Origin of the sequence: Pseudomonas sp. UC 17F4, assembly GCF_900101695.1 — a bacterium.
Classification (GTDB): Bacteria; Pseudomonadota; Gammaproteobacteria; order Pseudomonadales; family Pseudomonadaceae; genus Aquipseudomonas.
The window spans coordinates 2,982,999-3,008,413 of the sequence record NZ_FNKV01000001.1 but is presented as its reverse complement, the minus strand read 5'-3'; the positions used below and the strand labels follow the sequence as shown (position 1 = coordinate 3,008,413).

Genomic DNA, 25,415 nt, shown 5'->3' with positions numbered 1-25,415 from the left:
AAAACCTGCCAACGCCAATGAACATTATTTCAGGCCGGGACAACGCTGGCCCAGTAACCCAGCAGCCGCTGCACGCGAACCGGCAACACCTGGGTGATCAGCTCAAGGCTGGCATCGGGTTGATCAAGGGAGAACGAGCCGCTGACCTGCAGCCCGGCAACCTGCGGATCACAACGCAGCACGCCGGGGCGGTAGCGGTCGAGCTCGGCCAGCAGTTCGGCCAGCGGCATGCGCTGCGCCACCAGCAGGCCCTGGGTCCAGGCCTGCGCGCCCGCTGCCAGTGGCAGCAACGGCCCGGCCCGGGTGCTGCTGTAAAGCTGTTGCCAGCCGGCCTGCAGGGTCAAGCCTGAGTCCTGCCCATGCTCGACCTGCACGGTGCCCTTGAGCATCTGCACCAGCGTCGCGCTGGGTTGCCGGCTGACCACCAGGCGCGACAGTGCCGCTGGCCGTACCCGGGCCTCGCCCGTGCGCAGGCTGACGCTGATGCCCTGCCCCACCTCCAGCAATACCCGCCCACGGTTCAAAGTCAGCACCCGGACGCCATCGAGCAAATCACTGTCCAGGGCGCTACGGGTATCCAGTTGCAGCGCCAGCCCCGAGGCCAGGGTCCAGTTGCGGCGCTCGCCGGTGGCAGTGGCGTAATCGCTGAACAGGCCCGGCAGCACACTGCGCTGCTGTACCCCGTAGCCACTGGCGATCAGTACGCCACCGGCGACCAGGCTCTTGAGGACTGCCCTGCGCGAAGGCAGCGAACGCGCCTCAAGCAGGCTGCGCGCGCCCGCCGCCGACAAACCGCAGGTGCCTTCTCGCAGGCCTTGGCCGATACCACTGAGCCGCTGCCAGGCCAGTTCATGGGCCGCGCTTTCCTGGCGCCAGCGCTGGCAGGCGAGTTGCTCGGCATCGCAGCTCACCCCCGATTGCAGGCGCACCATCCACAGCATCGCCTGTTCCAGAACGTGCGGGTCAAGGCGCGGCTCGGCTGCGGGCATCGGCTTCATTCGCCGTGCACGGCAGCGTAGCAATGCCGATAGGCCTTGAGCATGGCCTTCTGCACGACATTGACGCTCAGGCCCAGGCGCTCGGCGATCTGCGGGTAGGTCAGGCCATCGAGCTGGGACAGCAAAAACACCTCCCGCACCCGGCTGGCCAGGCCATCGAGCACCTGGCCGACGGCGTCCAGCGCCTCGAGCACCAGCACCCGGGTTTCTTCCGACGGCTGATGCTGCGGCTCAAGCTGAGCCAGGCTTTGCAGGTAGGCACGTTCAAGCGCCTGGCGGCGAAAATGCTGCAGGCACAGGCGGCTGGCGATGGTGCCAAGGTACGCCCGCGGCTCGCGCAGCAGTGGCGGCACCTCGCTGCGCAGAAGCTTTACGAAGGTGTCCTGGGCCAGGTCCAGCGCCTGCTCGCGATTGCCCAGCTTGCGCCGCAGCATGGCCACCACCCAGCTGTGATGCTGCAGATACAGCGCGCCAACATCGTGAGGGCTGGACGGGGGCATGGACGGGATCTCCTGGCAGCTAAGGAAAGCCGTGCATGGTAATACTTCTCATTCATTTACTACTACTGGTTTTGCTTTGCTCGACCATGAAACAACACAACCGACCGTTTCGCGGGGCAAGGCCCGCTCCCACAGCTTGCGCGCAGGACCCGCGATGATTTCAGCGGCGGCTGATGACCACCTCAAGGTACTCGCTCGGCACCACCAGCGATGCACCTCCCGCCACGTTGTTGTCGTTCAGCAGTTGGGTCAAGTCGCTTTCCAGCGCGCGGGCCTGGTCGCTGTCGAGCGAGGCAAACGCCTTGTGCACCGGCCCGTACCAGGTTCTGAATACGTCGATGAAGTGCGCCGGCGAACGATAGCGAAAGTTGAAGTGTTCGCGGCTGACCTTGATCGCACCGATGTCGTCGCCGAACAAATTGTGCAACTGCTCTTCATCGCCCCAGCGCGACGGCGGTTGTGCACCGGCCGGTGGCGGCACGTGACGGCCGAGGGTCTTGAACATCTGCCCGATAAAACCTTGCGGGGTCCAGTTGGCCAGGCCGATGCGCCCGCCCGAACGACATACGCGACCCAGTTCCCTGGCCGCCTGCGCCTGGTCGGGGGCGAACATCACGCCAAAGGTCGAGACCACGGCGTCGAAGGCGCCATCGGCAAACGGCAAGGCTTCGACATCGGCCACTTGGAAGGCCACGTTGAGGTGCTCGGCCCGGGCGCGCTCCTCGCCGCGCTTGAGCAGTTCGGGCACGTAGTCGGTGGAGGTCACCTGACAGCCACGGCGGGCGGCGGCCAGGGTGACATTGCCGTTGCCGGCGGCGACATCCAGGACCTTTTCGTCCCAGCGCAGGTCGCAGGCTTCGGCCAGGCGCTCGCCAACCAGTTGCAAGGTGGTGCCAATCACCGCGTAGTCGCCGCTGGCCCACGCCGCCTGCTGGCGCGCCTTTAACGCATGCAAATCCAGGGGTGTGCTCATGGTCTGCACCTGATGAGGTTGTTCACACGAACGCTCAGCTAAACGCCAACCCCCGCCTGCGGCAAGCGCCAGCGTTTGAGCGGCAAGACCGGTTGGCTACATGGCTATAACCTGTGCGCATAAACCAAAACAGCACCCGAAGGTGCTGTTTTTGCTGGCGCCTTTTAGCGCGACAAATTGGCCACTTTGGCCCGCGCCGCGTGCAGTTTCTTGTAGCTGTCGATCAGACGCTGGTGACGGTCTAGGCCTTCGAGCTTCATGCTGGTCGGCGTCAGGCCATGAAAGCGCACGCTGCCGTCCACCGAGCCGAGCACCGCGTCCATGCGCGGGTTGCCAAACATACGGCGGAAGTTGGCTTCGTAATCGGCCAGCTCCAGCTCGTCGTCCATGGCCACTTCGAGCACCACGTTCACCGCCTGGTAGAACAGGCCGCGCTCGACGGTGTTGTCGTTGAACTGCAGGAAGGTTTCGACCAGCTCCTTGGCCGGCTCGAACTGCTGCAAGGCCAGGTGGATCAGCAGCTTCAGTTCGAGGATGGTCAGCTGGCCCCAGGCGGTGTTGTCGTCGAACTCGACGCCGATCAGGGTGGTGATGTCGGTGTAATCATCAAGCTCGCTTTCTTCCAGGCGCTCGACCAGCGACTGCAGTTGCTCGTCATCCAGGCGGTGCAGGTTGAGGATGTCCTCACGGAAGAACAGCGCCTTGTTGGTGTTGTCCCAGATCAGGTCGTCCACCGGGTAGATTTCCGAGTAATCCGGCACCAGGATGCGGCAGGCGGTGGCACCCAGGTGCTGGTACACCGCCATGTACACCTCTTTGCCCATGTCTTCGAGGATGCCGAACAGCGCTGCGGCTTCTTCGGCGTTGGCGTTTTCACCCTCGGCAGAGAAGTCCCATTCGACGAACTCGAAGTCGGCCTTGGCGCTGAAGAAGCGCCACGAGACCACACCGCTGGAGTCGATGAAGTGCTCGACAAAGTTGTTCGGCTCGGTCACCGCGTGGCTTTCGAAGGTGGGCTGCGGCAGGTCGTTGAGGCCTTCGAAACTGCGGCCCTGCAGCAGCTCGGTGAGGCTGCGCTCCAGCGCCACTTCAAAGCTTGGGTGGGCGCCGAACGAGGCGAACACGCCGCCAGTGCGCGGGTTCATCAAGGTCACGCACATCACCGGGAAGGCGCCGCCGAGCGAGGCGTCCTTGACCAGCACCGGGAAACCCTGCTCTTCCAGGCCCTGGATACCGGCGAGAATGCCCGGGTACTTGGCCAGCACCTCCTGCGGTACGTCCGGCAGGGCCAGCTCGCCTTCGAGGATTTCACGCTTGACCGCGCGCTCGAAGATCTCCGACAGGCATTGCACCTGGGCTTCGGCCAGGGTGTTGCCGGCGCTCATGCCGTTGCTCAGGTACAGGTTCTCGATCAGGTTGGAGGGGAAGTACACCACCTCGTCGTCGGACTGGCGCACAAACGGCAGCGAGCAGATACCACGCTCGATATTGCCAGAGTTGGTGTCGTACAGGTGCGAGCCGCACAGCTCGCCATCGGGGTTGTAGATCTCGCGGCAGTATTCGTCGAGGATCTCCGCCGGCAGCGCATCTTTACGGCCTGGCTTGAACCAGCGCTCGTCGGGGTAATGGACGAATTCGGCATTGGCGATGTCTTCGCCCCAGAACTGATCGTTGTAGAAGAAGTTGCAGTTGAGCCGCTCGATGAACTCGCCCAGCGCCGAGGCCAGCGCACCCTCCTTGGTGGCGCCCTTGCCGTTGGTGAAGCACATCGGCGACTGCGCATCGCGAATGTGCAGCGACCAGACATTGGGCACGATGTTGCGCCACGAGGCGATCTCGATCTTCATCCCGAGGCCGGCGAGAATCCCCGACATGTTGGCGATGGTCTGCTCCAGTGGCAGGTCCTTGCCGGCGATGAAGGTGCTGGTGTCCGAGGACGGGTCGAGCATCAGCAGCGCCTGGGCGTTGGCGTCGAGGTTTTCCACTTCTTCGATGACGAAGTCGGGGCCGGTCTGCACAACCTTTTTCACCGTGCAGCGGTCAATGGAACGCAGGATGCCCTGGCGGTCTTTCTCGCTGATATCGGCCGGCAACTCGACCTGGATCTTGAAGATCTGCTTGTAGCGGTTCTCCGGGTCGACAATGTTGTTTTGCGACAGGCGGATGTTATCGGTGGGGATATCGCGGGTCTGGCAGTACAGCTTGACGAAGTACGCCGCGCACAGGGCCGACGAAGCCAGGAAGTAATCGAACGGCCCCGGTGCCGAGCCATCGCCCTTGTAGCGGATCGGTTGATCGGCCACCACCGTGAAGTCATCGAACTTGGCTTCAAGTCGAAGGTTGTCGAGAAAGTTAACCTTGATTTCCATGCGGGAATACCATACGAGCAAAACGATTTGGCCGCCATTATCCGGGTTTTCGCCGGGAAGTCTTGTGCCTGACGCAATTACTCGGGCAAACCCGCCACGAAGCACTCAAAGTCATCGCCCTGCTGAATCGGCAGCCATCGTCAGCGTTGTCGCCGATGCAGCCTTGTTTGGCAGCGCCTGGATGCAGTCGATAAGCAGCCCGGGCTACCGGGCTGCCCTCTTGTCACGCGCCTTTACGCGCTTTCCAGCTGACCAATCGCCGCCTGCAGGCGGCTGCGGCTACGTTCGCTGACGTCCTTCTGGCTCTGGTGAGTCTCGGTCGGCGCCTGGCGTACGTTGGCATGCGGTACCACTTGCCAGCCGCCGCCATCCAGGCGCAGGTAGCGATAGCTGGCGGTGCCGCTGGCCCACTTGGCATCAAGGATTCCGTGCAGATGGAAAGTCTGCTCCAGGGTACTGAACGGGCCGCTGGGGCTGCCGGTGAGGTTGATAACAATATGGCCCTCACCTTTGAGGCCGAGCTTGAGGTCCGAGTAATCCCCCCAGACATCGGCATGGAAGTTCAGCGGCGGGTAGGTGGCAGCAAAGATGCTGGCCACGCCGGTGATCTTCTTGTGCACGGTGTTGACCAACAGATCGAGGGTCAGCACGGGGGCGCCGAGCAGGCCGGTGCGTACGTTGAGACGGGTGTGGAACAGTCCGATTGCGGGCATGGTACGACTCCTTGTCTGGTCAGGCGCGGCTGGACTTGCCGGCTTTGCCGGAAGCGCTCTTGGTCGAATCGATGGCGGTGTTCAGGGCTACGCCCGCATCACCGGTCGCCAGGGCCTTGAGGTGGGCGACATCGCCGGTAGCAATGGCCGCCTCCAGGGTCGCGGTGTGCAATAGCGCCTGGATGTCCTGATTACCGAAGGCCTTGATACGGGTGTCTTCGCGGTGCGCTGGCGCCTCGACCACGATCCATTGCCCCTGGTTATTCAGGTAGCGGTAACCGGCCTGGCCTTTCTGCCAGTCCGAGCCCACCGCCAGGTGCAGGCTGAAGATGATCGGCGAATTGGCCGTCGGGCCGCCGTGGTTACCTTGCAGGGTGATGAGGATATTGCTCGGGCTCGGCGGCAGGAACAGCTGGTAGCTGTAGGTGCCCCAGACGTCCAGGTTCAGGTCCAGTGGCGGGTTGGTGGCCTGGGTGAGCTGGGCGCTGCCGCGCAGGGTGCGGTCAGACGGATGCACCAGCAAATCGAGAACCAGGCGCTGGGCGCCGGGTGCATCGGTGCCGATGACGTAGGACAGGGGGAAGAGTCCTATTACAGGTGCTTGTAGTGAGTCAGTCATGGTGCCTCCATTGCAAACAATGAGTGGAAACAAGCGCGTGGCTGTTTCTGGCGGGCGACTTCCTTGGCGCACAGTTGGATGCAGGCGAACGGCGTCGCAACCTCCGCGCTGCGTCACGCGCAGATTGCCTGCGGCGAAGACGCTGCGGTCCGGTACGGCCATGCCCGATTGGGCACGGTTTACCGAGGTGCAACGGGTATGAAACCCTCCCTGGGCGCATAGCTGCCTGCCTGGCAGCCCAGATCAGTTAAGCAGGGAAATACGGGCTGGCCAGAGGGTGGTGGCAAAAGTGCATTATGTCCGACAAATGGTCGGCCAGCCTGGGTAAAGCACCCTGTTATCCCTCATATGGGTCACGCCGCTGTCACGTCCAGCTGCTAGCCTCTTGATGTTTTGCTGCCCCGAAACCTCTCGCACGCCAGGTGACCCCGAAGGTGTACTCAAGCATGACCCGCAAACAGATCATCCTGCGCTCAGACAGCATGCACAGCGACGACTTCGGCGCAGTGTTCAGCAGCCTGTTCGGCAACCTGTACGCCGATATCCCACCGCTGCCCGGTAACATCAACATCGGTGGCGTCTATGGCCGCCATGACGGCGTGAGTTTTCGACGCATGCATTACCGCGGTGACTTCACTTTCTGCTTTCCCGAGTCACAGGATGAAATCACCTTCGTCATTCCCTCCTCCGGGACCCTGATCCTTAACCCCGATCGTGACGCGGCGGGTTTTCGGCACATGGGCCTGGCGATCGACAAGGCCGATGTACGCTCGATGCGCTTGATGGATGATCACGACCAGTGCGGTATCTCGATCCGCCGGGCGCTGTTTACCGAGCGGCTGGCAACGCTGCTGGGCAAGCCGATTCTCGGCAGGTTGTATTTTGAGCCTGTGGTGCCGCTGGCCCACCTGCAGGGCATCAGGGCCCTGGTGGAGCTGGCCACCGGCAGCCAGTTCGACCTGCTGCTGCACGCCGGGGCGCTGATGCCGGCGCGCCTGCAGGAAATGCTCGTCGATGCGCTGCTCGAAATCTGGCCGCACAACTTCAGCCAGGCCCTGCAGCGCCCGGCGCCGATGATCGCGCCGCGACATGTGAAGCTGGCCATCGAGTACCTTCAGGCCCATCCGCACAGCCAGGTGAGCGGCACCGAGCTTGCGCGAATGTGCAACGTCAGCCTGCGTGCCTTGCAGGACGGTTTTCGGCGTTTCATGGGGTTGTCGATCGTCGCCTACCAGCGCCAACTGCGCCTGGAACACGCGCACCATGCACTGCGCCAACGCGGCGCGGCGTCGGTCACCGAGGTGGCGCTGGCGTCTGGCTTCAGCAATGTCGGCAGGTTCTGTCAGTACTTTCACAGTGCCTTCGGCGTCAGCCCTGCCGACGTGCGCAACGGCGCGGGCCAGCGGCGCAGGGCTGGCCCGGCTGGCAGTTAGAACAAGTAGCTGGCCTTGAGGCTGCCACTGGCGCCGTGGCTGTCACCGCCGCTGCTGGCGCCGGCTTCGGCAGCGAAGCTCAGCGCCCCCAGGCTGACCATCAGGTTGACCCCGGCAGTGAACTGGTCGCGGTTGTCGAAGGCGGCGCGCTGTTCGATGTCAAGGCCCAGCAGGTGGCCCTGGCTGTCGACCTGGTGATCGCCCAGCACATGCTCGTAGCCCAGATGCACGCCCGGCACCAGTTGCCAGCCCGCCAGGTCAATGGCGCCGAGTGCAACATCGAGGTTGGCGAATGCGCTGCGCCGGGTTTGCTGGATGCCATCGACCTCAAGGGCCAGTTCGCTGCCTTTTTCGTTAAAGCCCGAGAGGTCCAGGTGACTGATGCGCAGGCCCAGGCTTGGCTCCAGCATGATGGCACTGGATGGCATGCGATAGCCCAGGGCCAGGCTGGCGCCGCTGAGGGTGCCATGGCTGTCGCCCTTGGCCGCGCCCAGCCCACCGCCAAGCTCGCGCTTACTGGTGTAATCGAGCCAGCCGGCACTGAGGCCGGCATCGACGAACAGGCCACGCTCAAGCCCCGCCGGAGCGTAGCGCGCACCGGCCTTGAACAAGGTCAGGTCGGTGTCCGCCTCACCGCCCGCGCCGCCGACATTGCCACGGCTGTAGCCAAAACCGGCGTGGCCGCTGAACTGCTCGGAAAAGCGCTGGGTCAGGCCGATCATCAGGCCCTGGCTGTGCTCGTTGCTGCTGGCGGCATGGCTTGAACCGTCGGTGCCCAGGTAGCTGGCCAGGGCAGTACTCCACAACCGGTACTGGCCAACCTTAAGCTCAGTGCCGCGGCTGTAAGGCGCGGCGGCGCGGTCGATCAGCGCGCCCTGGCGCAACAGGTAGCTGGCGGCGTCGGCATGCACCTGGCCGCCGACGGTCGACTCGACGCCAGCCAGGTCACCGGCATCGATGGCCGACTGCAAGTAATAGTTGTAGGCACTGTAGGTGCCCGACAGGCTGCTGTCTTGCAACTGCTGCAACAGCTGCGCGCCGGACGCGGCGTTGCCAAGCAAGCCCAACTGGCCGGGCAGGCTGTTGTAGGAAACCATCTTGGCCCGCAGTACGTAGAGGGTCTCCTGAGACAAGCCCAGGCCCTCCTTGAGGTAGTTGTCCATGCTGCCGTACTGCGCAATGACCTGGTCGAGGCCGGCTTGCAGATAGCTGGCGTCCACCGCCAGCAGCGGCGCATAGATCGCCGCCATGCCCGGCGGCATGTGCGCCAGGGTCGCCGCCACGCGTGCGGCGGTGTAGTCGTTGGTGGCCAGGTAGTTGTCCATGATCGTCGCGCTGTCGACCCCGGCAATGCTCAGCAATACTGCGGCGGTCCAACCGGTGCGGTCCTTGCCGGCGGTGCAGTGGAACAGCGCCGCACCATCGCCCGCCGCCAGCTCATTGAACAGCGTGGTGAACTGCCCACGCATACCGGCATCGTTGACGAAGGCGCGGTTGGTCTCCTGCATCATGGCAATGGCATCGGCGGCACTGGTGAAGCTGACGCGGGTGATATCGGCGCCGGAGGTGTTGTTGCCGATGATGTCGATATTACGGTAGCGCGCGCCCTCGATCAGGGTGTCGGGGGTGGCGGCAATCTCGTCCGGGGTGCGCAGGTCGTAAATCGCCTTGATACCCAGGCCGTTGAGCGTGGCCAGGTCAGCTGGCGACGGCGTCAGGGCGTTGGAGCGGTAGAACACGCCGCTGCGCATCGTGCCGTCGTGGGCAGTGGAATAGGCATGGGTGGTGCCGGCGATATCGCGAAAGTTGTCGATACGCGCCAGGCGCGGGGTATCCAGCGGCACACTTTCTGCGGCCTGGGCGGCGGCGATGGACAGGCTCAAAACGGACAGCGAACACAACAGTCGTTGATACACGATGCAGCCTCATGGAAGTCACGTTGGGCTGGCTACTATTGCGGGCTGACCTGCGACTTAATATTGCAAAAAGCCCGGATTGGCGAATCGCTGCGCGATCTGTCCGGGGCATGCGTTTTTTGTCCGTATTGCGTCGTACTTGCGGCGTTTTATCGCTGCAAACTGCCAGTTCTGGCACAATCGCCGGCCTGTCAGCGAACACTTACGAATGGAAGAAAAGTGAACTACCTATGAAGCGGTATTACATTGTTACCCACGGACAGGCGCAACATCACATCGATAACCTTGTCGGCGGCTGGTTTGATTCCAGGCTAACGCCTAAAGGGATCGAACAGGCCCAGGCCCTGGCCAGTTTTTTTACGGCCCAGGGGTTTTCAAAAAGCCCGGCAATTTACTCTTCTGACCTGCTGCGTTGTAAAGAGACCGCAACAATAGTTGCCGATGCCCTGGGGCTTGAGCCGAACCTCGACGCACGGTTGCGCGAGATGTCGTTCGGCAGTCATGAGGGCATGGAGCAGGCGCTGCATGACAGCATCATGAAACCTTGCGCCGAGAAACCCGGCGAGCGCATGGACCATGCCATCTGCGACGGGGCTGAAACCCGTCGGCAATTCGCACGTCGAATTTACGACTTTGTCGCAACGCTGGATGCTGAGGTTGAATGCGCAATTATCGTAACCCACGGCTTTGCCGCCAGTTTCCTGATTAGCGCGTTACAACGCGTGCCGGTCGAGAGCATGGCGTTTATCTCGTTCAAAATGTCTGCAGGCGGTGTGTCGGAGTTGATAGAGGATGATCTGTTCAAGAACGTCACCCTGACAAAGTTGAATATGCAGGTTTAGTTGTTGGCCAGACATTTTCGTTGGCTTTAGGAGCTGGCTTGCCAGCGATCGAGCGCGCAGCGGTCGTAATCCTGAACATCGATCACTGGTAACCTGCAGCCCCTTTCCGGCCAGCCCGCAAGGCAGATTATGGACAATCCAGACTACTACCCCTTCCACCTCTTCGCCGCCACCTTCGAAAGCGAAACGCACGCCCGCCAGTTCGCTTTCGAGCAATGGCAACCCGAGCCGCCCGCCAGCGCGAGTGCTGCCGAATTCGCCGCCTGGGAGGATCGCAATCCGTCCTGGCAGCTTGCCCAGGAGCTTGAGTGGTTCATGGATTCGGACTTCGTCGAGCTGGATGAGTCGCTGGAATATGTGCAGAGCCTGATGGCCGACGAGGCGCAGAAAGCGCAATTGTGTTCCCGGTCTCTGGACGCTTTCAGTCACTTCATCATCGTCGGCGACAACGCCATTTACGGCGACCGCCGCTCAGCAGATCACTCCCATTCGCGCCAGCCACAAAGCACCGCCACGCTCACCTACCTGGGGCATTTCAATTGAGCCGGGTGCGGGTGGTAAGGATTGATCTGGGCCAGGTGACCAGCGCCAGGCAATTGCATCACCTGTTAAGGGACTCTCTCGGTTTTCCCGAATGGTATGGCTGTAACTGGGATGCCTTCTGGGATGCGATCAGCGGACTTGTACAGATGCCTCGACAGTTGCAGCTCAGTGGCTGGGAGGCTTTTGCCAGGCGCTTGCCCAGAGACGCCGAACTGATGCAGAAGTGCCTGGCCACGCTGCAGGCCGAGTATCCGCAGATGGCCTCTGAAGTGCTGTTCGAGTGAGTGATCCCCACACTCGCTGATGCTGGCGAGTGGATATCCAGACAAACCTGATTATGCTTCAAGAAACCTTGCAGCAATGCGAGGCCGTCAGTCTGTGTTCATGATTTGCGCAATCCGATGACATCACCCTAAGGCCTGGGTGCGGCAAGGACAGTGGGAACTCCGGCCTACAAGCACAAGACGGAGAAGACTCATGGCGGCAATCGACAATACAACCACGGGCAGCGCGCCCAAACGCGGGATCACCAAGGAAGAGCGCAAGGTGATTTTCGCCTCCTCCCTGGGCACGGTGTTCGAGTGGTATGACTTCTACCTCTACGGCTCGCTCGCCGCGATCATCGCCAAGCACTTCTTCGCCGGGGTCAACGAGACCACGTCGTTCATCTTCGCCCTCCTCGCCTTCGCCGCAGGCTTTGCCGTACGGCCGTTCGGCGCGATTGTGTTCGGCCGGCTAGGGGACATGATCGGGCGCAAGTACACCTTTTTGATCACCATCGTGATCATGGGTATCTCCACCGCCGTGGTTGGTTTGCTGCCCGATTACGCCACCATCGGCGTGGCCGCGCCGGTCATCCTGATCACCCTGCGCCTGCTCCAGGGCCTGGCCCTGGGCGGTGAGTATGGCGGTGCGGCAACCTACGTCGCCGAGCATGCGCCCAAGGGCAAGCGCGGTTACTTCACCTCGTGGATTCAGACCACCGCCACCCTGGGGCTGTTTCTGTCGCTGCTGGTGATCCTCGCCTGCCGAACCATTCTCGGCACCGAGGCGTTCGAGGCCTGGGGCTGGCGGATCCCGTTTTTGCTGTCGATCCTGCTGCTGATCGTCTCGGTGTACATCCGCCTGCAACTGAGCGAGTCGCCGGTGTTCCAGAAGATGAAGGCCGAGGGCAAGGCCTCGAAGGCGCCGCTGACCGAGTCGTTCGCCCGCTGGGACAACCTCAAGATCGTCATCATGGCCCTGCTCGGCGGCACCGCCGGCCAGGCGGTGGTGTGGTACACCGGGCAGTTCTACGCGCTGTTCTTCCTGTTGCAGATGCTCAAGATCGACCCGCAGACCGCCAACCTGCTGATTGCCGGCTCACTGCTGATCGGTACGCCGTTCTTCATCCTGTTCGGCAGCCTTTCGGACCGCATCGGCCGCAAGGGCATCATCATGGCCGGCTGCATCATCGCCGCGCTGACCTACTTCCCGATCTTCAAGGCGCTGACCGAATACGGTAACCCCGACGTGTTCATCGCCCAGGAGAAGAACCCGGTGACGGTGGTGGCCGACCCCAACCAGTGCTCGTTCCAGTTCGACCCGGTGGGCAAGGCCAAATTCACCAGCTCCTGCGACCTGGCCAAGAGCGTGCTGGCGAAAAAAGCCATCCCCTACGCCAACGTCAAGGCAGAGCCGGGCAGCGTCGCGCAGATCCATATCGGCGACAAGGTGCTGCAAAGCTTTGAAGGCACCGGCATGCCGGCCGCCGATTTCAAGGCGCAGAACGACGCCTTCATCGCCACCCTGGGCACGGCCCTGAAAGATGCCGGCTACCCGGAAAAAGCCGACCCGGCCAAGACCAACTACCCGATGGTGTTGCTGCTGCTGACCATCCTGGTGATCTACGTGACCATGGTCTACGGGCCGATCGCCGCCTGGCTGGTGGAGCTGTTCCCCACGCGCATCCGCTACACTTCGATGTCACTGCCCTACCACATCGGCAACGGCTGGTTCGGCGGCTTCCTGCCAACCGTGGCCTTTGCCATGGTCGCCGCCACCGGCGACATCTACTACGGGCTGTGGTACCCGATCGTCATCGCGGTGATGACGGCGATTCTCGGCACCTTCTTCCTGCCGGAAACCAAGGACCGCGACATCACTGATACTTAAGTCTGATACCCGCCCTCTCCCCCAGTGGGAGAGGGCATTTGCCCTGATTTCAGCGCCAATGCAGCCCTTGCCGAATTATGTACCAACTTGTTAATTAGCTTGCTAAGGGTATAACATTCGGCCACCCCCCCCTTCGAGTTCTTTTCGATATGACGCACTCACCGCGCGCCAACGGCGCCTCAACATTCATCCTGGTTGGCCTGGGCGTGATCATCGCCCTGCTCGGCCTTGCGCTCGCCGCCGGTGGCGTGAAGCTGGTCAGCCTCGGTGGTTCCTGGTACTTCCTGCTCGGCGGCCTGCTGATGGCGCTTTCCGGGCTGCTGATCGCCCGCCGCAAGCTGGCCGGGGCCTGGCTGTTCGCCGCCTTTGTGCTCGGCACCGCGATCTGGGCCGTGGCCGATGTCGGCCTGGTGTTCTGGCCGCTGTTCTCGCGCCTGTTCATGTTCGCCGCGATGGGCCTGGCGGTGACGCTGGTGTACCCGCTGCTCAAGCGTGCCGCCGGCGCCACGCCAGGTCGTGGTGCCTATGGCCTGGCCGCAGTGCTGGCAATCGCCCTGGCGGTGGCGGCCGGCAATATGTTCGTCGCCCACCCAAGCGTTGCCCCCACCGGTGACGGCCCGGGCCTGACCGCGGTCGACCCGGCCAACGCGCAAAAAGACTGGGCCCACTACGGCAACAGCGAAGGCGGCAGCCGCTTCGCCGCCCTGGACCAGATCAACCGCAGCAACGTCGACAAGCTGAAAGTGGCCTGGACCTACCACACCGGTGACGTCGCCATCAGCGATGGCAACGGTGCCGAAGACCAGCTGACGCCGCTGCAGGTTGGCAACAAGGTGTTCATCTGCACCCCGCACAACAACCTGATCGCCCTTGATGCCGACACCGGCAAAGAGCTGTGGAAGAACCCGATCAACGCCAAGTCGGCAGTCTGGCAGCGTTGCCGCGGCATGGCCTATTTCGATGCCAGCGCGCCGATCGCCCAACCGACCCAGCCCAACAGCACCCCGATCATCGCCGCCAGCGTGCCGGCCGGTGCCAACTGCCAGCGCCGCCTGCTGACCAACACCATTGACGCCCGCCTGATCGCGGTCGACGCCGACACCGGTGAGTTCTGCCAGGGCTTTGGCAACAATGGCCAGGTCGACCTCAAGGCCGGCCTGGGCAATGTCCCGGACGCGTTCTACCAATTGTCCTCGGCGCCGCTGATGGCCGGCACCACGGTGGTGGTCGGCGGCCGGGTTGCCGACAACGTCCAGACCGACATGCCAGGCGGCGTGATCCGCGGCTTTGACGTGATCAGCGGGCAGATGCGCTGGGCCTTCGACCCGGGCAACCCGCAAGATCGCAATGCGCCGACTGGCGACAACACCTACGTGCGCAGCACCCCCAACAGCTGGGCACCGATGTCCTATGACCCGGCGATGAACACCCTGTTCCTGCCGATGGGCAGCTCGTCCACCGACATCTATGGCGTCGAGCGTACCGAGCTGAACCACAAGTACGGCGCTTCGGTGCTGGCCCTGGACGCGACCAGCGGCGAAGAGAAGTGGGTGTACCAGACCGTGCACAACGACCTCTGGGACTTCGACCTGCCGATGCAGCCAAGCCTGATCGACTTCACCACGGCCGACGGTCAGTCGGTGCCGGCGCTGGTCATCGGCACCAAGGCCGGGCAGATCTACGTGCTCGACCGCGCCAGCGGCAAGCCGCTGACCGAAGTAGTCGAGACCCCGGTCAAGCCGGGCAACATCCCCGGCGAGCCGTACTCGCCGACCCAGCCTAAATCGGTGGGCATGCCGCAGATCGGCGCCCAGCAACTGACCGAGTCGGACATGTGGGGCGCCACCCCGTATGACCAGCTGCTGTGCCGCATCGACTTCAAGAAGATGCGCTACGACGGCCTGTACACCGCACCGGGCACCGACCTGTCGCTGAGCTTCCCGGGCTCGCTGGGCGGCATGAACTGGGGCAGCATCTCCACCGACCCGGTGCATGGTTTTATCTTCGTCAACGACATGCGCCTGGGCCTGTGGATTCAGATGATCCCGTCGCAGAACAAAGGCCAGGCCGCCTCCGGGGGTGAAGCGCTGAACACCGGCATGGGCGCGGTACCACTCAAGGGCACGCCGTATGCGGTGAACAAGAACCGCTTCCTGTCGGTGGCCGGCATTCCGTGCCAGGCGCCGCCCTTCGGCACCCTCACTGCCATCGACATGAAGACCCGCAAGGTTGCCTGGCAAGTGCCGGTCGGCACCGTCGAAGACACCGGCCCACTGGGCATCCGCATGCACCTGCCGATCAAGGTTGGCCTGCCGACCCTCGGCGGCACCCTGTCGACCCAGGGCGGCCTGGTGTTTATCGCCGGCACCCAGGACTTCTACCTGCGCGCGTTCAACAGCGCCAACGGTGAAGAAGTGTGGAAAGCCCGCCTGCCGGTCGGCAGCCAGGGCGGCCCGATGACCTATGTGTCGCCGAAAACCGGCAAGCAGTATGTGGTCATCACCGCCGGTGGTGCGCGTCAGTCGACGGACCGTGGCGACTATGTAATGGCCTACGCGCTGCCGTAAATCGCATCGCCCTCATCGCGGGTCAAGCCGGCTCCCACAGAAGCTGTGGGAGCGGGCTTGACCCGCGATGGGACTTTTACCGAACTCCCAGGAATACCCCGCAATGCCCCGCGCTTCTCGCATCACCCCTGCCCTGCTCCTGGCCCTGGCCAGCACCACGGCCCTGGCCGACGACCTGATGACCCGCAACACCCTGACCGGCGACTGGGGCGGCCTGCGCCATCAGCTCGACGAACAGGGCATCAAGTTTACTGGCGACTACAGCGGCGAAACCGCCTACAACGCCGATGGCGGCCTGCACCGCTCGGCGCGTTACTCGCAGAACCTCAAGCTGGGCGTGCAGTTCGACCTGGGCAAGCTGTACGGCCTGGACAACGGCGGCAAAGTCCAGCTGACGATCAACGACCGCCGCGGCAACAGCGCCTCCGAAGACCTGGTGGGCAACCGCCTGCCGATCCAGGAAAACTACGGCGGCCTTTACACCCGCCTGACTGAACTGAGCTACGAGCGCACCCTGTTCACCCCGGCGCTGAACCTCAAGCTCGGCTACATGGCCATGGGCAACGACCTCGGCGGCCTCGACAGCGGCATCCTCTGCAACTTCATGAACGCCGGTTTCTGCGGCCATCCGCTGAACATGTCCGGCGGCAGCGGCTGGACCAACTACCCCAACGCGCACCTGGGCGTGCGGGTCAAATACGACCTGTCGCCGGCCTGGCAACTGCGCGTGGCGGCGTTCAACGTCGACCCCGAAAGCAACGGCAACTCCAGCCGCGCCTGGCACCTGGGCCCCAAGCACACCACCGGCACCGTGGTTCCGGTGGAGCTGGTGTACAAGCTGGCCGGCGAACTGCCGGGTGAGTACAAGCTCGGTTACTACTACGACAGCTCCGATGTGAAACGCATTGGCAGCGACAAAGAGGTGTCCGGCCGCAGCGGCCATTACCTGCTGGTGGACCAGGCCGTCTGGGCCTCGCAGAGCTCCGAGGGCCGCAGCCTGCATGCCTTCGGCCAGTACTCGGCCGCCAGCGCCGCCGCCTCGCCATTCAGCAAGTGGTATGGCGCAGGCGTGGTGCTGTACAAGCCGTTCGAAGGCCGCCCGCGTGACACGCTTGCCTTCGGCTATGGCCGCGCCGTGCCCAACCCGCGCAGCCGTGATGTGCAGCAAGACGCCGCCGTGGCCGCAGGGGTTGCCTACCCCAACCTGGACAGCGCCGAGCAGTTGGTTGAGCTGAGCTACGGCTACCAGGCCACCCCGTGGCTGACCCTGCGCCCGGATGTGCAATACATCATCGAGCCGGGGGCGTTTTCCGCTGAGAACATCGACAACGCGCTAGTGTTCGGCCTGCAGGTCAAAGCCACGTTCTGAGCCTTGCTGACACCGGTGAGCGCCGGTTGGTCTATACGCGCCCGGGCAATCCGGGCGATGATCGCGCTCCCGGTTTTCAAGGATTGAAGATGAATACGCTGCTTTCCATCTACGCGCTGTGCGTGGTCGTGCTGTTTGTGAAGATGCTGGCGATCTCCTGCTACCAGGGCTTCTATCGCATCAGCCGCCTGACCTTCAAGAACCCCGAAGACGCCGGCCTGGTCGGCCGCCCGCCGAGCGCCGAGGAACTGCCGCAGGTCGCCCGTGCGGCTCAGGCCTGGGCCAACGATCTGGAGAACATTCCGCTGTTTTTCGTGCTCGGCGCGCTGTGCCTGGTATTCAACCCACCGCTCATGCTCACGGCCGGGCTGATGCTGTTGTTCACCGTCGCCCGCCTGCTGCACACAGTGTGCTTTCTGGCCCGCTGGCAACCGTGGCGCACGATCGCCTACGCCGTGGCAATCGTCTGCCTGTTGGCGATGGCGGCGCTGGTCAGCATGGGCGCCCTGCGGCATTTCTGATCGGGCTTGCCAGGAAGTTCTTAAGTATTGGGAATTTGCAACGAGAAAATGGCAGGGGCGGCTGGATTCGAACCAACGCATGGCAGGATCAAAACCTGCTGCCTTACCGCTTGGCGACGCCCCTGTAATTGTAGCGATGAGTGCCTGGCACTCGCTTGCGATGATGCAGCGTGGTGCAACCTGGAAAGTTGCGGGCCTGCGCTGCCAGCCGGTGAAGGCCGTTGCAAGAATGGCCGGCAATTTAACAAACTTGATTGCATCTGGGAAGCCCCCAGGCAAACAAATTGTTGTTAAAACAGCCACTTACTCTGAATCGAGGCGCCAGGTCGGCGCCTCGACCGTTCACCGGCTACGCCCGACAAGGCGCAACCGGTGTTTTACCGCCGCAAGAAACTCAGTTCCACGGACGGTCGCCGTTCTCGTCTTTGACCCGAGTCGGCAGGCCCATCACATCCAGCGCCTTGAGGAACGGCTCGGCTGGCAGCTCCTCGACGTTGACCATGCGCTGCACGTCCCACTCGCCACGGGCAACCAGCAGCGCTGCTGCTACGGGTGGTACGCCTGCGGTGTAGGAAATACCCTGGCTGTCGGTTTCGGCGTAGGCCTCTTCGTGGTCCGCTACGTTGTAGATGAACACTTCACGCGGCTGGCCGTCCTTGGTGCCCTTGACCAGGTCGCCGATGCAGGTCTTGCCGGAGTAACCCGGAGCCAGCGAGGCAGGATCCGGCAGCACGGCCTTGACCACTTTGAGCGGTACCACTTCAAGGCCTTCGGCGGTCTTGACCGGTTGCTCGCTGAGCAGGCCAAGGTTTTTCAGCACGGTGAAGACGTTGATGTAGTGCTCGCCGAAGCTCATCCAGAAACGCACGTTCGGCACGTCGAGGTTCTTCGACAGCGAGTGCACTTCGTCGTGGCCGGTCAGGTACAGGTTCTGCGAGCCGACTACCGGCAGGTCGTCGGTACGCTTGACTTCGAACATGGTGTTGCTGGTCCACTGGCTGTTCTGCCAGCTCCACACCTGCCCGGTGAACTCGCGGAAGTTGATTTCCGGGTCGAAGTTGGTGGCAAAGTACTTGCCATGGGATCCGGCATTGACGTCGAGGATGTCGATCGAATCAATGCTGTCGAAATACTGTTGCTTGGCCAGGGCGGCATAGGCGTTTACCACGCCCGGATCGAAGCCCACGCCAAGAATGGCGGTAACGTTCTTTTGTTGGCACTCTTCGAGGTGTTTCCACTCGTAGTTGCCATACCAGGGCGGCGTCTCGCAGATCTTGCCCGGTTCTTCGTGAATGGCGGTGTCCAGGTAGGCCACGCCAGTATCGATGCAGGCACGCAGCACCGACATGTTGAGGAAAGCGGAACCGACGTTGATGACGATTTGCGATTCGGTTTCGCGGATCAGCGCTTTGGTCGCTTCGACGTCCAGCGCATTCAGCGCGAAGGCCTTGATTTCTGCGGGCTGCTTGAGGCTACCCTTGGCCTTGACGCTGTCGATGATGGCCTGGCATTTGGAGATGTTGCGCGACGCGATAGCAATACGACCGAGTTCGTCGTTGTGCTGCGCGCACTTGTGGGCCACCACCTTGGCGACACCTCCTGCACCAATGATAAGAACGTTCTTCTTCAATTTCTCTTGCTCTCCTTTACTGCCAGCTTACGACAGGCTGGACAAGTAGTCTTCGAAACCAAACTCACGAACCAGCTCGACACTACCGTCGAGTTGTTTCACTACGATGGACGGCATTTTCAGGCCGTTGAACCAGTTTTTCTTGACCATGGTGTAACCCGCTGCGTCAACAAACGACAGCCGATCGCCGATGGCCAGCGGACGATCGAATTGGTATTCGCCGAAAATGTCGCCGGCGAGGCAGGATTTGCCGCATACCATGTAGGTGTGTTCGCCCTCGCTTGGCGCCAGCTTGGCGTTCAGGCGGTAGATCAGCAGGTCGAGCATGTGTGCTTCGATCGAGCTGTCGACCACGGCCAGGTGCTTGCCGTTGTAGAGGGTGTCGAGCACGGTAACTTCCAGCGAGGCGCTCTGGGTGATCGCCGCTTCGCCCGGCTCCAGGTAAACCCGCACGCCGTACTTCTCGGAGAAGGCTTTCAGGCGCGCGCAGAAGGCGTCGATTGCATAGCCTTCGCCGGTGAAGTGGATACCGCCGCCAAGGCTGACCCACTCGACCTTGTGCAGCAGGTGACCGAAGCGCTCTTCGATGGTGCACAGCATCTGGTCGAACAGGCCGAAGTCGCCGTTCTCGCAGTTGTTGTGGAACATGAAACCGGAGATCTTCTCGATGACGGCCTCGACCTTCACCGGGTCCCACTCGCCCAGGCGGCTGAACGGGCGCGCCGGGTCGGCCAGCAGGTAGTCGGAGCTGCTCACCTGCGGGTTGACGCGCAGGCCGCGGACCTTTCCTTCAGACTGTTCGGCAAAACGCTCGAGCTGGCCGATGGAGTTGAAGATGATCTTGTCGCAGTTGTCGAGCATCTCTTCGATTTCATCGTCGGCCCAGGCCACGCTGTAGGCGTGGGCCTCGCCGGCGAACTTCTGGCGGCCGAGCTTGAGCTCGTACAGCGACGACGAGGTAGTGCCGTCCATGTACTGCTCCATCAGGTCGAACACCGACCAGGTGGCGAAGCACTTGAGTGCCAGCAGGGCCTTGGCCCCGGACTGCTCGCGCACGTAGGCGATCTTTTCCATGTTGCGCAGCAGCTTGGTTTTGTCGATGAGGTAGTACGGCGTTTTGATCATTTCGAGGCCCCCGGCCAGGCCGGCCAAAAAAAGGACACGCATTGTGCCTTCCCTTGTCCCAAGTCGAAAGAGCAAAAGCGCTTTTCCCTGGATCGGCGGTCAATTTCGGTGCATTCAACCGTGACCGAGCCATTGCTCGAGGAGCAAAACCGCAGCAATCACTACCATTGCCAGCCCCGACACCCGGCTGACCACCTGCGCTGCCGCTGGCCGCGCCTGCAATACCGCCTGGGAGCCAAAGCCCACCAGCAGGTAAACCACCGCGCAACTGCCGGCATGCACCAGGCCCAGGGTGACGATCTGCACCGGCACGGGCCAGGCGGCCATGGCATCGGTGAACTGCGGCAGCAAGGCCAGAAACAGCAGGAACACCTTGGGGTTCAGACCACTGACGCAGACGCCCTTGAACGCCCAGCGTGCCCACGACGCCGACTGCTGCGCCAGCCCGGCCTGCGGCGCTGAAGGATGAACAAACATGTTGATGCCCAACCACAGCAAGTAACCGCAACCGGCCACAGTCAGCAGGGTCAGGGCCATGGGGTTGCTGGCCACCAGCCCCCCTACCCCGGCGGCGACAATCAGGGTTGCCAGCAGATGGCCGAGCAGCAACCCGGCCACTGCCGGCACCACCACCCGCCCGCGCAACCCGGCGGAAATCGCGTAGGCCCAGTCCGCCCCCGGGGTAATCACCAACAATAACGACACCGCCCAGAACGCGGCCAGCATGTTCAAGGTCATGGCCACAGCTCCGGGTGCTGAATCTGGAATTTTCTTGCCTGCATGCTTGCCTCCGCTCGCTGATCTGACGTTGAGCGGGAGATTAGAGAAAAGCTGATAGGATTATCTTTCTAATATTCCAGAACTAACGGCCAGAACAGAAAGGTTCTTCCCCATGGACAGGATTGACCGCAAGATCCTTGCGCAGCTGCAAAACGACGGGCGCCTGTCGCTGACCGAACTGGCCGACCGGGTGGGCCTGAGCCTGTCGCCCTGTCACCGCCGGGTGCGCGCGCTGGAGCAATCCGGGGTGATTCAGGGCTACCGCGCGCAGTTGGCGCCGGGCGCCCTGGGGCTGAATTTTTCGGCCATGGTCTTCGTCACCTTGCGCGAAGGTGATCGCCAGGCGGTCAGCGCCTTCGAAGCGGCGCTGCAGGAGATTGCCCAGATCGTCGAAGCGCAGCGGCTGTTTGGTGATCCGGACTACCTGCTGCAGGTGGTCACCCGCGACCTGCCAGCCTTCCAGCAGTTGTACGACGAGCGACTGTCGGCCCTGCCCAATGTGCAGCGCCTGACCTCGACCCTGGTGATGAAACGGGTGATCGAGAACCGCTCGTTGCCGATGTAAGCTGCGCGCACAATTGTTCTAAACCCCGCCGCATAAACGGGTTATGGTCGTGCATGCCTCACTGCCCGGAGCCCGCCGTGCCCAGCCACAACTGGATCGATCTCGCCCAGGACGCCGACACCGGCATCGAGTCGGTGCGCGCGCATTTCAAAGGCCACGCCTATGACCCGCACTGGCATGACAGTTACCTGATCGGGGTCACCGAGCAAGGCGTGCAGCAGTTTCATTGCCGCCAGTTGCAGCACTTCAGCACGCCGGGCAAGGTATTTATGCTCGAACCTGGGGAACTGCACGACGGCCATGCGCCAACCGCGGACGGCTTCACCTACTCGATGCTCTACCTCGACCCGCAGTGGCTGGAGCGCGAGCTGCAAGCATTGTTCGAGCAGGCGCCAGCGGCTAGTCAGCCCAGCTTTGCCGACACCTTGAGCGCCGACCCGCAGCTGTGCGGGGCCATTGCCCGGGCCTTCCAGGCGCTGCATGGGGGTGAGCTGAAAATGCTCCGGCAGACGGCAATGGACGAGCAGCTCGGCTGCATGACCCGCCATACCCTGTGGCGCAAACGCATCGACCCCGACCCGCGCCTGCCGCAGGTGGCGCGCAGGGCCCGCGAGTATCTGCACGCCCATTACACCGAGGACATTGGCCTGGTGGAGCTGGCCGAGGCCTGCCAGGTCGATCGCTTTCGCCTCAACCGTGCCTTCAAGAGCGCCTTTGGCCTGGCGCCCCATGCCTACCTGATCCAGCTGCGCCTGGCCAAGGCGCGCCGTTGGCTGGCCCGTGGCGACAGCCCGGCAGTGGTCGCCGCCGCCCTCGGCTTTGCCGACCAGAGCCACCTGGGTCGCTGGTTCCGCCGCGCCTATCGACTCACACCTGCCGATTACCGTCGCCGCTGCGCAAAGCTTCCAGACTGAAAGCCCACCAGCCGGGAACATGGGGCTCCCCTGCACTGGAGTCCGATCATGTTGCCCAACCTGCTGCCTTTCGCCCTGTTCGCTTTTGTCGCCAGTATCACGCCTGGGCCGACCAATATCCTGATCCTCGGCCATGGCGCGCGCTTCGGTTTGCGCGCGACCCTGCCGCTGATACTCGGCGCCTGCCTGGCCGCCGCGCTAGTGGTGCTGCTGGTCGGCCTGGGGCTGGGTGAAGTGCTGCTGGCCTACCCGCGAGTGCAGCAACTGATGACTTGGCTCGGCGTGGCCTGGTTGAGCTGGCTGGGCTGGCAATTGCTCAATGCTGGCGCAGCACCGCTGGCCAGCCCCGACAGCCCCCGAGACCTTCGGGCCCGGGACGCGGCACTGTTGCAGTTGATCAACCCCAAGGTGTGGTTGATGGCGGTCGCGGTGCTCGGGGTTTTCAGCAGCGCCAGCGCGAACCCGTTGCAGGACAGGCTGCAACTGGCGCTCTTGTTTCTGCTCATCGCCCTGCCGTGCATGACCAGTTGGGCGCTGATGGGCGTCGGTAGCGCACGCTTGCTGCGCTCGCCGCAAAAGGCCCGGCGCTTCAATCAGCTGTTGGCGCTGCTGCTGATTGCCTCGGCCTGGCTGGCGGTGCTGGGATAGCCACGGCGGGGCCTTGCGCCCCGCCTCGGGCCATCAACTGAAGGCGTTGATGAACCAGGTAATCAGCGGCAAGGCGACGATGTCGATCAGCACCGCCCCGCACAGCGGCACGATGATGAAGGCCTTGTACGAGAACACCTTGTAGTGGTCGCAGATCGCGCCCATGTTGGCCACCGCGTTCGGCGTCGCGCCCAGGCCATGGCCCATGTAGCCGGCGCACAGTACCGCCGCGTCGTAGTTGCCGCCGAACAGGCGGAACAAGACGAAGATGCACAGCAGCACCATGATCAGCACTTGCACCACCAGGATCACCAGCAGCGGCAGGCCCAGTTGCTCCAGCTCCCAGAACTTCAGGCTCATCATCGCCATGGTCAGGAACATGCCCAGGCTGATGTCGCCCAGGGTGCTGACGGCATTGTCTGGAATCTCGATGACCCGTGCGCGGTCGTTGAAGTTGCGCGCCAGGATGGCGACGAACATGGCGCCGACGTACACCGGCAGGACGATACCCAGGTGCGCCTTCAGCGCATCGCCGATCCAGAAGCCGAGCACCATGATCACCAACATGCAGGTCAGCAAGCGCAGCAGCACCGGCGTATCAATGCTGACAACGGGGGTTTCATTGGCTTTTTCCAGGGCTTGCAGGGCATCGACCTGGTCTGCCTGTACCACCAGTTTCTTGCGTTCGATCAGGTAACGCGCCACCGGGCTGCCGAGCAGGCCACCGGCAACCATGCCGAAGGTCGCCGAGGCCAGCGCGGCTGTAGTGGCGCCGACCGTGCCGAGGCTCTCGGCGATCGGGCCAAAGGCTGCGGCGGCGCCAAAGCCACCTTCCAGCGACACGGCGCCGGCCATGATCCCCAGCAGCGGGTCGATGCCCAGGGCCTTGGCCATGCCCACGCCGACCAGGTTCTGCAGCAGCGCCAGGCCCCAGCAGGCACCCAGGTAGATGAACAGGATCTTGCCGCCCTGGCGCAGCAGGCCAAGGCTGCCGCCCAGGCCGACGGTGGTGAAGAACGCCACCATCAGCGGCGTTTGCATGGCGGTGTCGAGCTTGATGTCCAGCCACTGCTGGTCACGCAGCAGCCACACCACCAGGGCAAAGCCAAAACCGCCGATGACCGGCGCCGGGACACAGAGCTGGCGCAGCCAGTAGCTGTGCTTCTTCAGTTGCGCACCCATCGCCAGCAGCAGGAGCGCCAGGGCGACGGTGGTCAGAGCATCGAGTTGCAGGGTCAGCATGGTTAACACTCTTCTTTTTATAGTTGGATCGGGGTTGTGGATTTCAGTCGACCAGGCTGGCCAGCAGCCGTGCAGCGATGCGCGCGGTGCGTTGGTCCTGGTCAAGACCGGGGTTGAGTTCGGCGATGTCGGCCATGCGCAACTTGCCGCTGGCCTTGGCGCGCCGCGCCAGGTGCTCGACCACCATCAGCTCGACGCCATGGGCCGAGGGCGCACTGACGCCGGGCGCCTGGCTGGCCGGCAGGACGTCCAGGCAGAGGGTCAGGTACAGGTGGTCGATGCCGCTGAGAAAGTCATCGACGAAGGTCTCCAGCGCGGCGATATTCCACGGCTGCATCTGCCGGTCGAGGCGATAACGCACGTTCAGGCGCTGGGCCTGGTCGAACAAGGCCTGGGTGTTGTTCAGCTCGCTGACGCCCAGGCAGCAGTATTCAAAGGCCATGCCGGCCTGCTGGCAGTACTCGGCAATCTGCCGGAACGGCGTGCCGGAGCTGCTCTGGGCGCTGTGGCGCAGGTCGAAGTGGGCATCGAAATTGAGAATGCCGATGCGCGGCTGCGCCTCTTGCTGGCGTAAATGGCCAGCCAGGCCGAGAAAACTGGCATAGGCGATTTCGTGCCCGCCGCCCAGGCCCAACGGCAGATGCCCTTGCCCCAGCAGTTGCGTCACCCGCTTGGCATAGGCCTGCTGGGCACCTTCCAGGTCAGTACCGAGGCAGACGAAGTCGCCGCTGTCATAGACCGGGCGCTGGCCACGCCAGGCCAGGTTGGCCAAGGCCTTGCGCAGGGCCGGCGGCCCCTGGCGGGCGCCGCTGCGGCCCTGGTTGCGGATCACCCCTTCGTCACAGGCCAGGCCCACCAGGGCGTTGCCAGCCGGTTGGTCATCAGCCCAGGGCTGCACCCATTGGTGCCAGCGCAGGGCCGCCGTGCCTTCTGCGGCGTCGACGCGGCCCTGCCAGAGCGGCAGTGCGGTAGTGCTGTTCATGCGGATACTCCA

Annotated in this window: 23 protein-coding genes and 1 tRNA gene; 11 read left to right on the top strand and 13 right to left on the bottom strand. The window is 63.2% G+C overall.

Going from position 1 to position 25,415, the window contains the following annotated elements:
* Window positions 1–29 precede the first annotated feature (29 nt).
* The 6 genes from BLR26_RS13905 to BLR26_RS13880 form a co-directional block, all read right to left on the bottom strand.
* Window positions 30–989: a DUF4880 domain-containing protein gene (locus BLR26_RS13905; protein ID WP_256326720.1), complete on the bottom strand. Its 960-nt coding sequence runs from the start codon at window positions 987–989 to the stop codon at window positions 30–32.
* Window positions 990–994: 5 nt separating this feature from the next.
* Window positions 995–1,498, bottom strand: coding sequence for a sigma-70 family RNA polymerase sigma factor (locus BLR26_RS13900; protein WP_045194157.1), 504 nt, complete (start codon window positions 1,496–1,498; stop codon window positions 995–997).
* Between the two features lie 160 nt (window positions 1,499–1,658).
* On the bottom strand, window positions 1,659–2,471 hold the full coding sequence (locus BLR26_RS13895; protein WP_045194159.1) for a class I SAM-dependent methyltransferase: 813 nt from the start codon (window positions 2,469–2,471) through the stop codon (window positions 1,659–1,661).
* A gap of 164 nt (window positions 2,472–2,635) precedes the next feature.
* A complete protein-coding gene (locus BLR26_RS13890) occupies window positions 2,636–4,840 on the bottom strand; it encodes an OsmC domain/YcaO domain-containing protein (RefSeq protein ID WP_093381433.1) in 2,205 nt (734 codons plus the stop codon).
* Between the two features lie 233 nt (window positions 4,841–5,073).
* Window positions 5,074–5,553 (bottom strand): DUF1842 domain-containing protein, encoded by a 480-nt coding sequence (locus BLR26_RS13885; RefSeq protein ID WP_093381430.1) that lies wholly within the window; start codon window positions 5,551–5,553, stop codon window positions 5,074–5,076.
* Window positions 5,554–5,572: 19 nt separating this feature from the next.
* Window positions 5,573–6,172: a DUF1842 domain-containing protein gene (locus BLR26_RS13880; RefSeq protein ID WP_093381428.1), complete on the bottom strand. Its 600-nt coding sequence runs from the start codon at window positions 6,170–6,172 to the stop codon at window positions 5,573–5,575.
* Between the two features lie 446 nt (window positions 6,173–6,618).
* Here BLR26_RS13880 and BLR26_RS13875 point away from each other — a divergent pair, with 446 nt between their 5' ends.
* Complete coding sequence (locus BLR26_RS13875) at window positions 6,619–7,605, top strand: AraC family transcriptional regulator (protein ID WP_371128645.1); 987 nt, start codon at window positions 6,619–6,621, stop codon at window positions 7,603–7,605.
* Here BLR26_RS13875 and BLR26_RS13870 read toward each other — a convergent pair.
* The gene (locus BLR26_RS13870) at window positions 7,602–9,521 is read right to left on the bottom strand and encodes a tyrosine-protein phosphatase (RefSeq protein ID WP_093381423.1); all 1,920 of its coding nucleotides are present in this window, start codon (window positions 9,519–9,521) and stop codon (window positions 7,602–7,604) included. The genes BLR26_RS13875 and BLR26_RS13870 overlap by 4 nt on opposite strands.
* Before the next feature lie 11 nt (window positions 9,522–9,532).
* Between BLR26_RS13870 and BLR26_RS13865 the strand changes: the two genes are divergently transcribed.
* From BLR26_RS13865 to BLR26_RS13835, 7 genes are all read left to right on the top strand, one after another.
* Window positions 9,533–10,363, top strand: a complete 831-nt coding sequence (locus BLR26_RS13865) for a histidine phosphatase family protein (RefSeq protein WP_093381421.1) — start codon at window positions 9,533–9,535, stop codon at window positions 10,361–10,363.
* Between the two features lie 129 nt (window positions 10,364–10,492).
* Window positions 10,493–10,906 (top strand): hypothetical protein, encoded by a 414-nt coding sequence (locus tag BLR26_RS13860; protein ID WP_045194173.1) that lies wholly within the window; start codon window positions 10,493–10,495, stop codon window positions 10,904–10,906.
* 5 nt (window positions 10,907–10,911) lie between these two features.
* The gene (locus tag BLR26_RS13855; RefSeq protein ID WP_371128677.1) at window positions 10,912–11,190 is read left to right on the top strand and encodes a barstar family protein; all 279 of its coding nucleotides are present in this window, start codon (window positions 10,912–10,914) and stop codon (window positions 11,188–11,190) included.
* 193 nt (window positions 11,191–11,383) lie between these two features.
* Window positions 11,384–13,060 (top strand): MFS transporter, encoded by a 1,677-nt coding sequence (locus BLR26_RS13850; protein ID WP_093381417.1) that lies wholly within the window; start codon window positions 11,384–11,386, stop codon window positions 13,058–13,060.
* Between the two features lie 149 nt (window positions 13,061–13,209).
* Complete coding sequence (locus tag BLR26_RS13845) at window positions 13,210–15,627, top strand: glucose/quinate/shikimate family membrane-bound PQQ-dependent dehydrogenase (RefSeq protein WP_093381415.1); 2,418 nt, start codon at window positions 13,210–13,212, stop codon at window positions 15,625–15,627.
* Between the two features lie 103 nt (window positions 15,628–15,730).
* Window positions 15,731–16,996 carry a carbohydrate porin gene (locus tag BLR26_RS13840; protein WP_093381412.1) on the top strand — a complete coding sequence of 422 codons (1,266 nt, stop codon included), beginning with the start codon at window positions 15,731–15,733 and terminating at the stop codon, window positions 16,994–16,996.
* A gap of 89 nt (window positions 16,997–17,085) precedes the next feature.
* On the top strand, window positions 17,086–17,517 hold the full coding sequence (locus tag BLR26_RS13835; protein WP_093381410.1) for an MAPEG family protein: 432 nt from the start codon (window positions 17,086–17,088) through the stop codon (window positions 17,515–17,517).
* A 49-nt stretch (window positions 17,518–17,566) separates the two neighbouring features.
* Here BLR26_RS13835 and BLR26_RS13830 read toward each other — a convergent pair.
* The 4 genes from BLR26_RS13830 to BLR26_RS13815 form a co-directional block, all read right to left on the bottom strand.
* Window positions 17,567–17,641 (bottom strand) — tRNA-Gln (locus tag BLR26_RS13830).
* Between the two features lie 270 nt (window positions 17,642–17,911).
* The gene (locus BLR26_RS13825; protein WP_093381407.1) at window positions 17,912–19,147 is read right to left on the bottom strand and encodes a saccharopine dehydrogenase family protein; all 1,236 of its coding nucleotides are present in this window, start codon (window positions 19,145–19,147) and stop codon (window positions 17,912–17,914) included.
* 27 nt (window positions 19,148–19,174) lie between these two features.
* On the bottom strand, window positions 19,175–20,272 hold the full coding sequence (nspC, locus tag BLR26_RS13820; protein WP_093387478.1) for a carboxynorspermidine decarboxylase: 1,098 nt from the start codon (window positions 20,270–20,272) through the stop codon (window positions 19,175–19,177).
* A 114-nt stretch (window positions 20,273–20,386) separates the two neighbouring features.
* Complete coding sequence (locus tag BLR26_RS13815; protein ID WP_093381404.1) at window positions 20,387–21,010, bottom strand: LysE family translocator; 624 nt, start codon at window positions 21,008–21,010, stop codon at window positions 20,387–20,389.
* 154 nt (window positions 21,011–21,164) lie between these two features.
* Here BLR26_RS13815 and BLR26_RS13810 point away from each other — a divergent pair, with 154 nt between their 5' ends.
* The 3 genes from BLR26_RS13810 to BLR26_RS13800 all read left to right on the top strand — a co-directional run bounded on the left by BLR26_RS13810 (window position 21,165) and on the right by BLR26_RS13800 (window position 23,179).
* Window positions 21,165–21,617, top strand: coding sequence for an Lrp/AsnC family transcriptional regulator (locus BLR26_RS13810; RefSeq protein WP_093381402.1), 453 nt, complete (start codon window positions 21,165–21,167; stop codon window positions 21,615–21,617).
* 77 nt (window positions 21,618–21,694) lie between these two features.
* Entirely contained in the window at window positions 21,695–22,531 is an 837-nt protein-coding gene (locus tag BLR26_RS13805) for an AraC family transcriptional regulator (protein WP_093381400.1), read from the top strand.
* A 51-nt stretch (window positions 22,532–22,582) separates the two neighbouring features.
* On the top strand, window positions 22,583–23,179 hold the full coding sequence (locus tag BLR26_RS13800; RefSeq protein WP_093387475.1) for a LysE family translocator: 597 nt from the start codon (window positions 22,583–22,585) through the stop codon (window positions 23,177–23,179).
* A gap of 33 nt (window positions 23,180–23,212) precedes the next feature.
* Here BLR26_RS13800 and gltS read toward each other — a convergent pair whose 3' ends face one another.
* The gene (gene gltS, locus BLR26_RS13795; RefSeq protein WP_093381397.1) at window positions 23,213–24,421 is read right to left on the bottom strand and encodes a sodium/glutamate symporter; all 1,209 of its coding nucleotides are present in this window, start codon (window positions 24,419–24,421) and stop codon (window positions 23,213–23,215) included.
* 43 nt (window positions 24,422–24,464) lie between these two features.
* Window positions 24,465–25,403, bottom strand: a complete 939-nt coding sequence (gene hutG / locus BLR26_RS13790; protein ID WP_093381395.1) for a formimidoylglutamase — start codon at window positions 25,401–25,403, stop codon at window positions 24,465–24,467.
* Window positions 25,404–25,415: the final 12 nt, after the last annotated feature.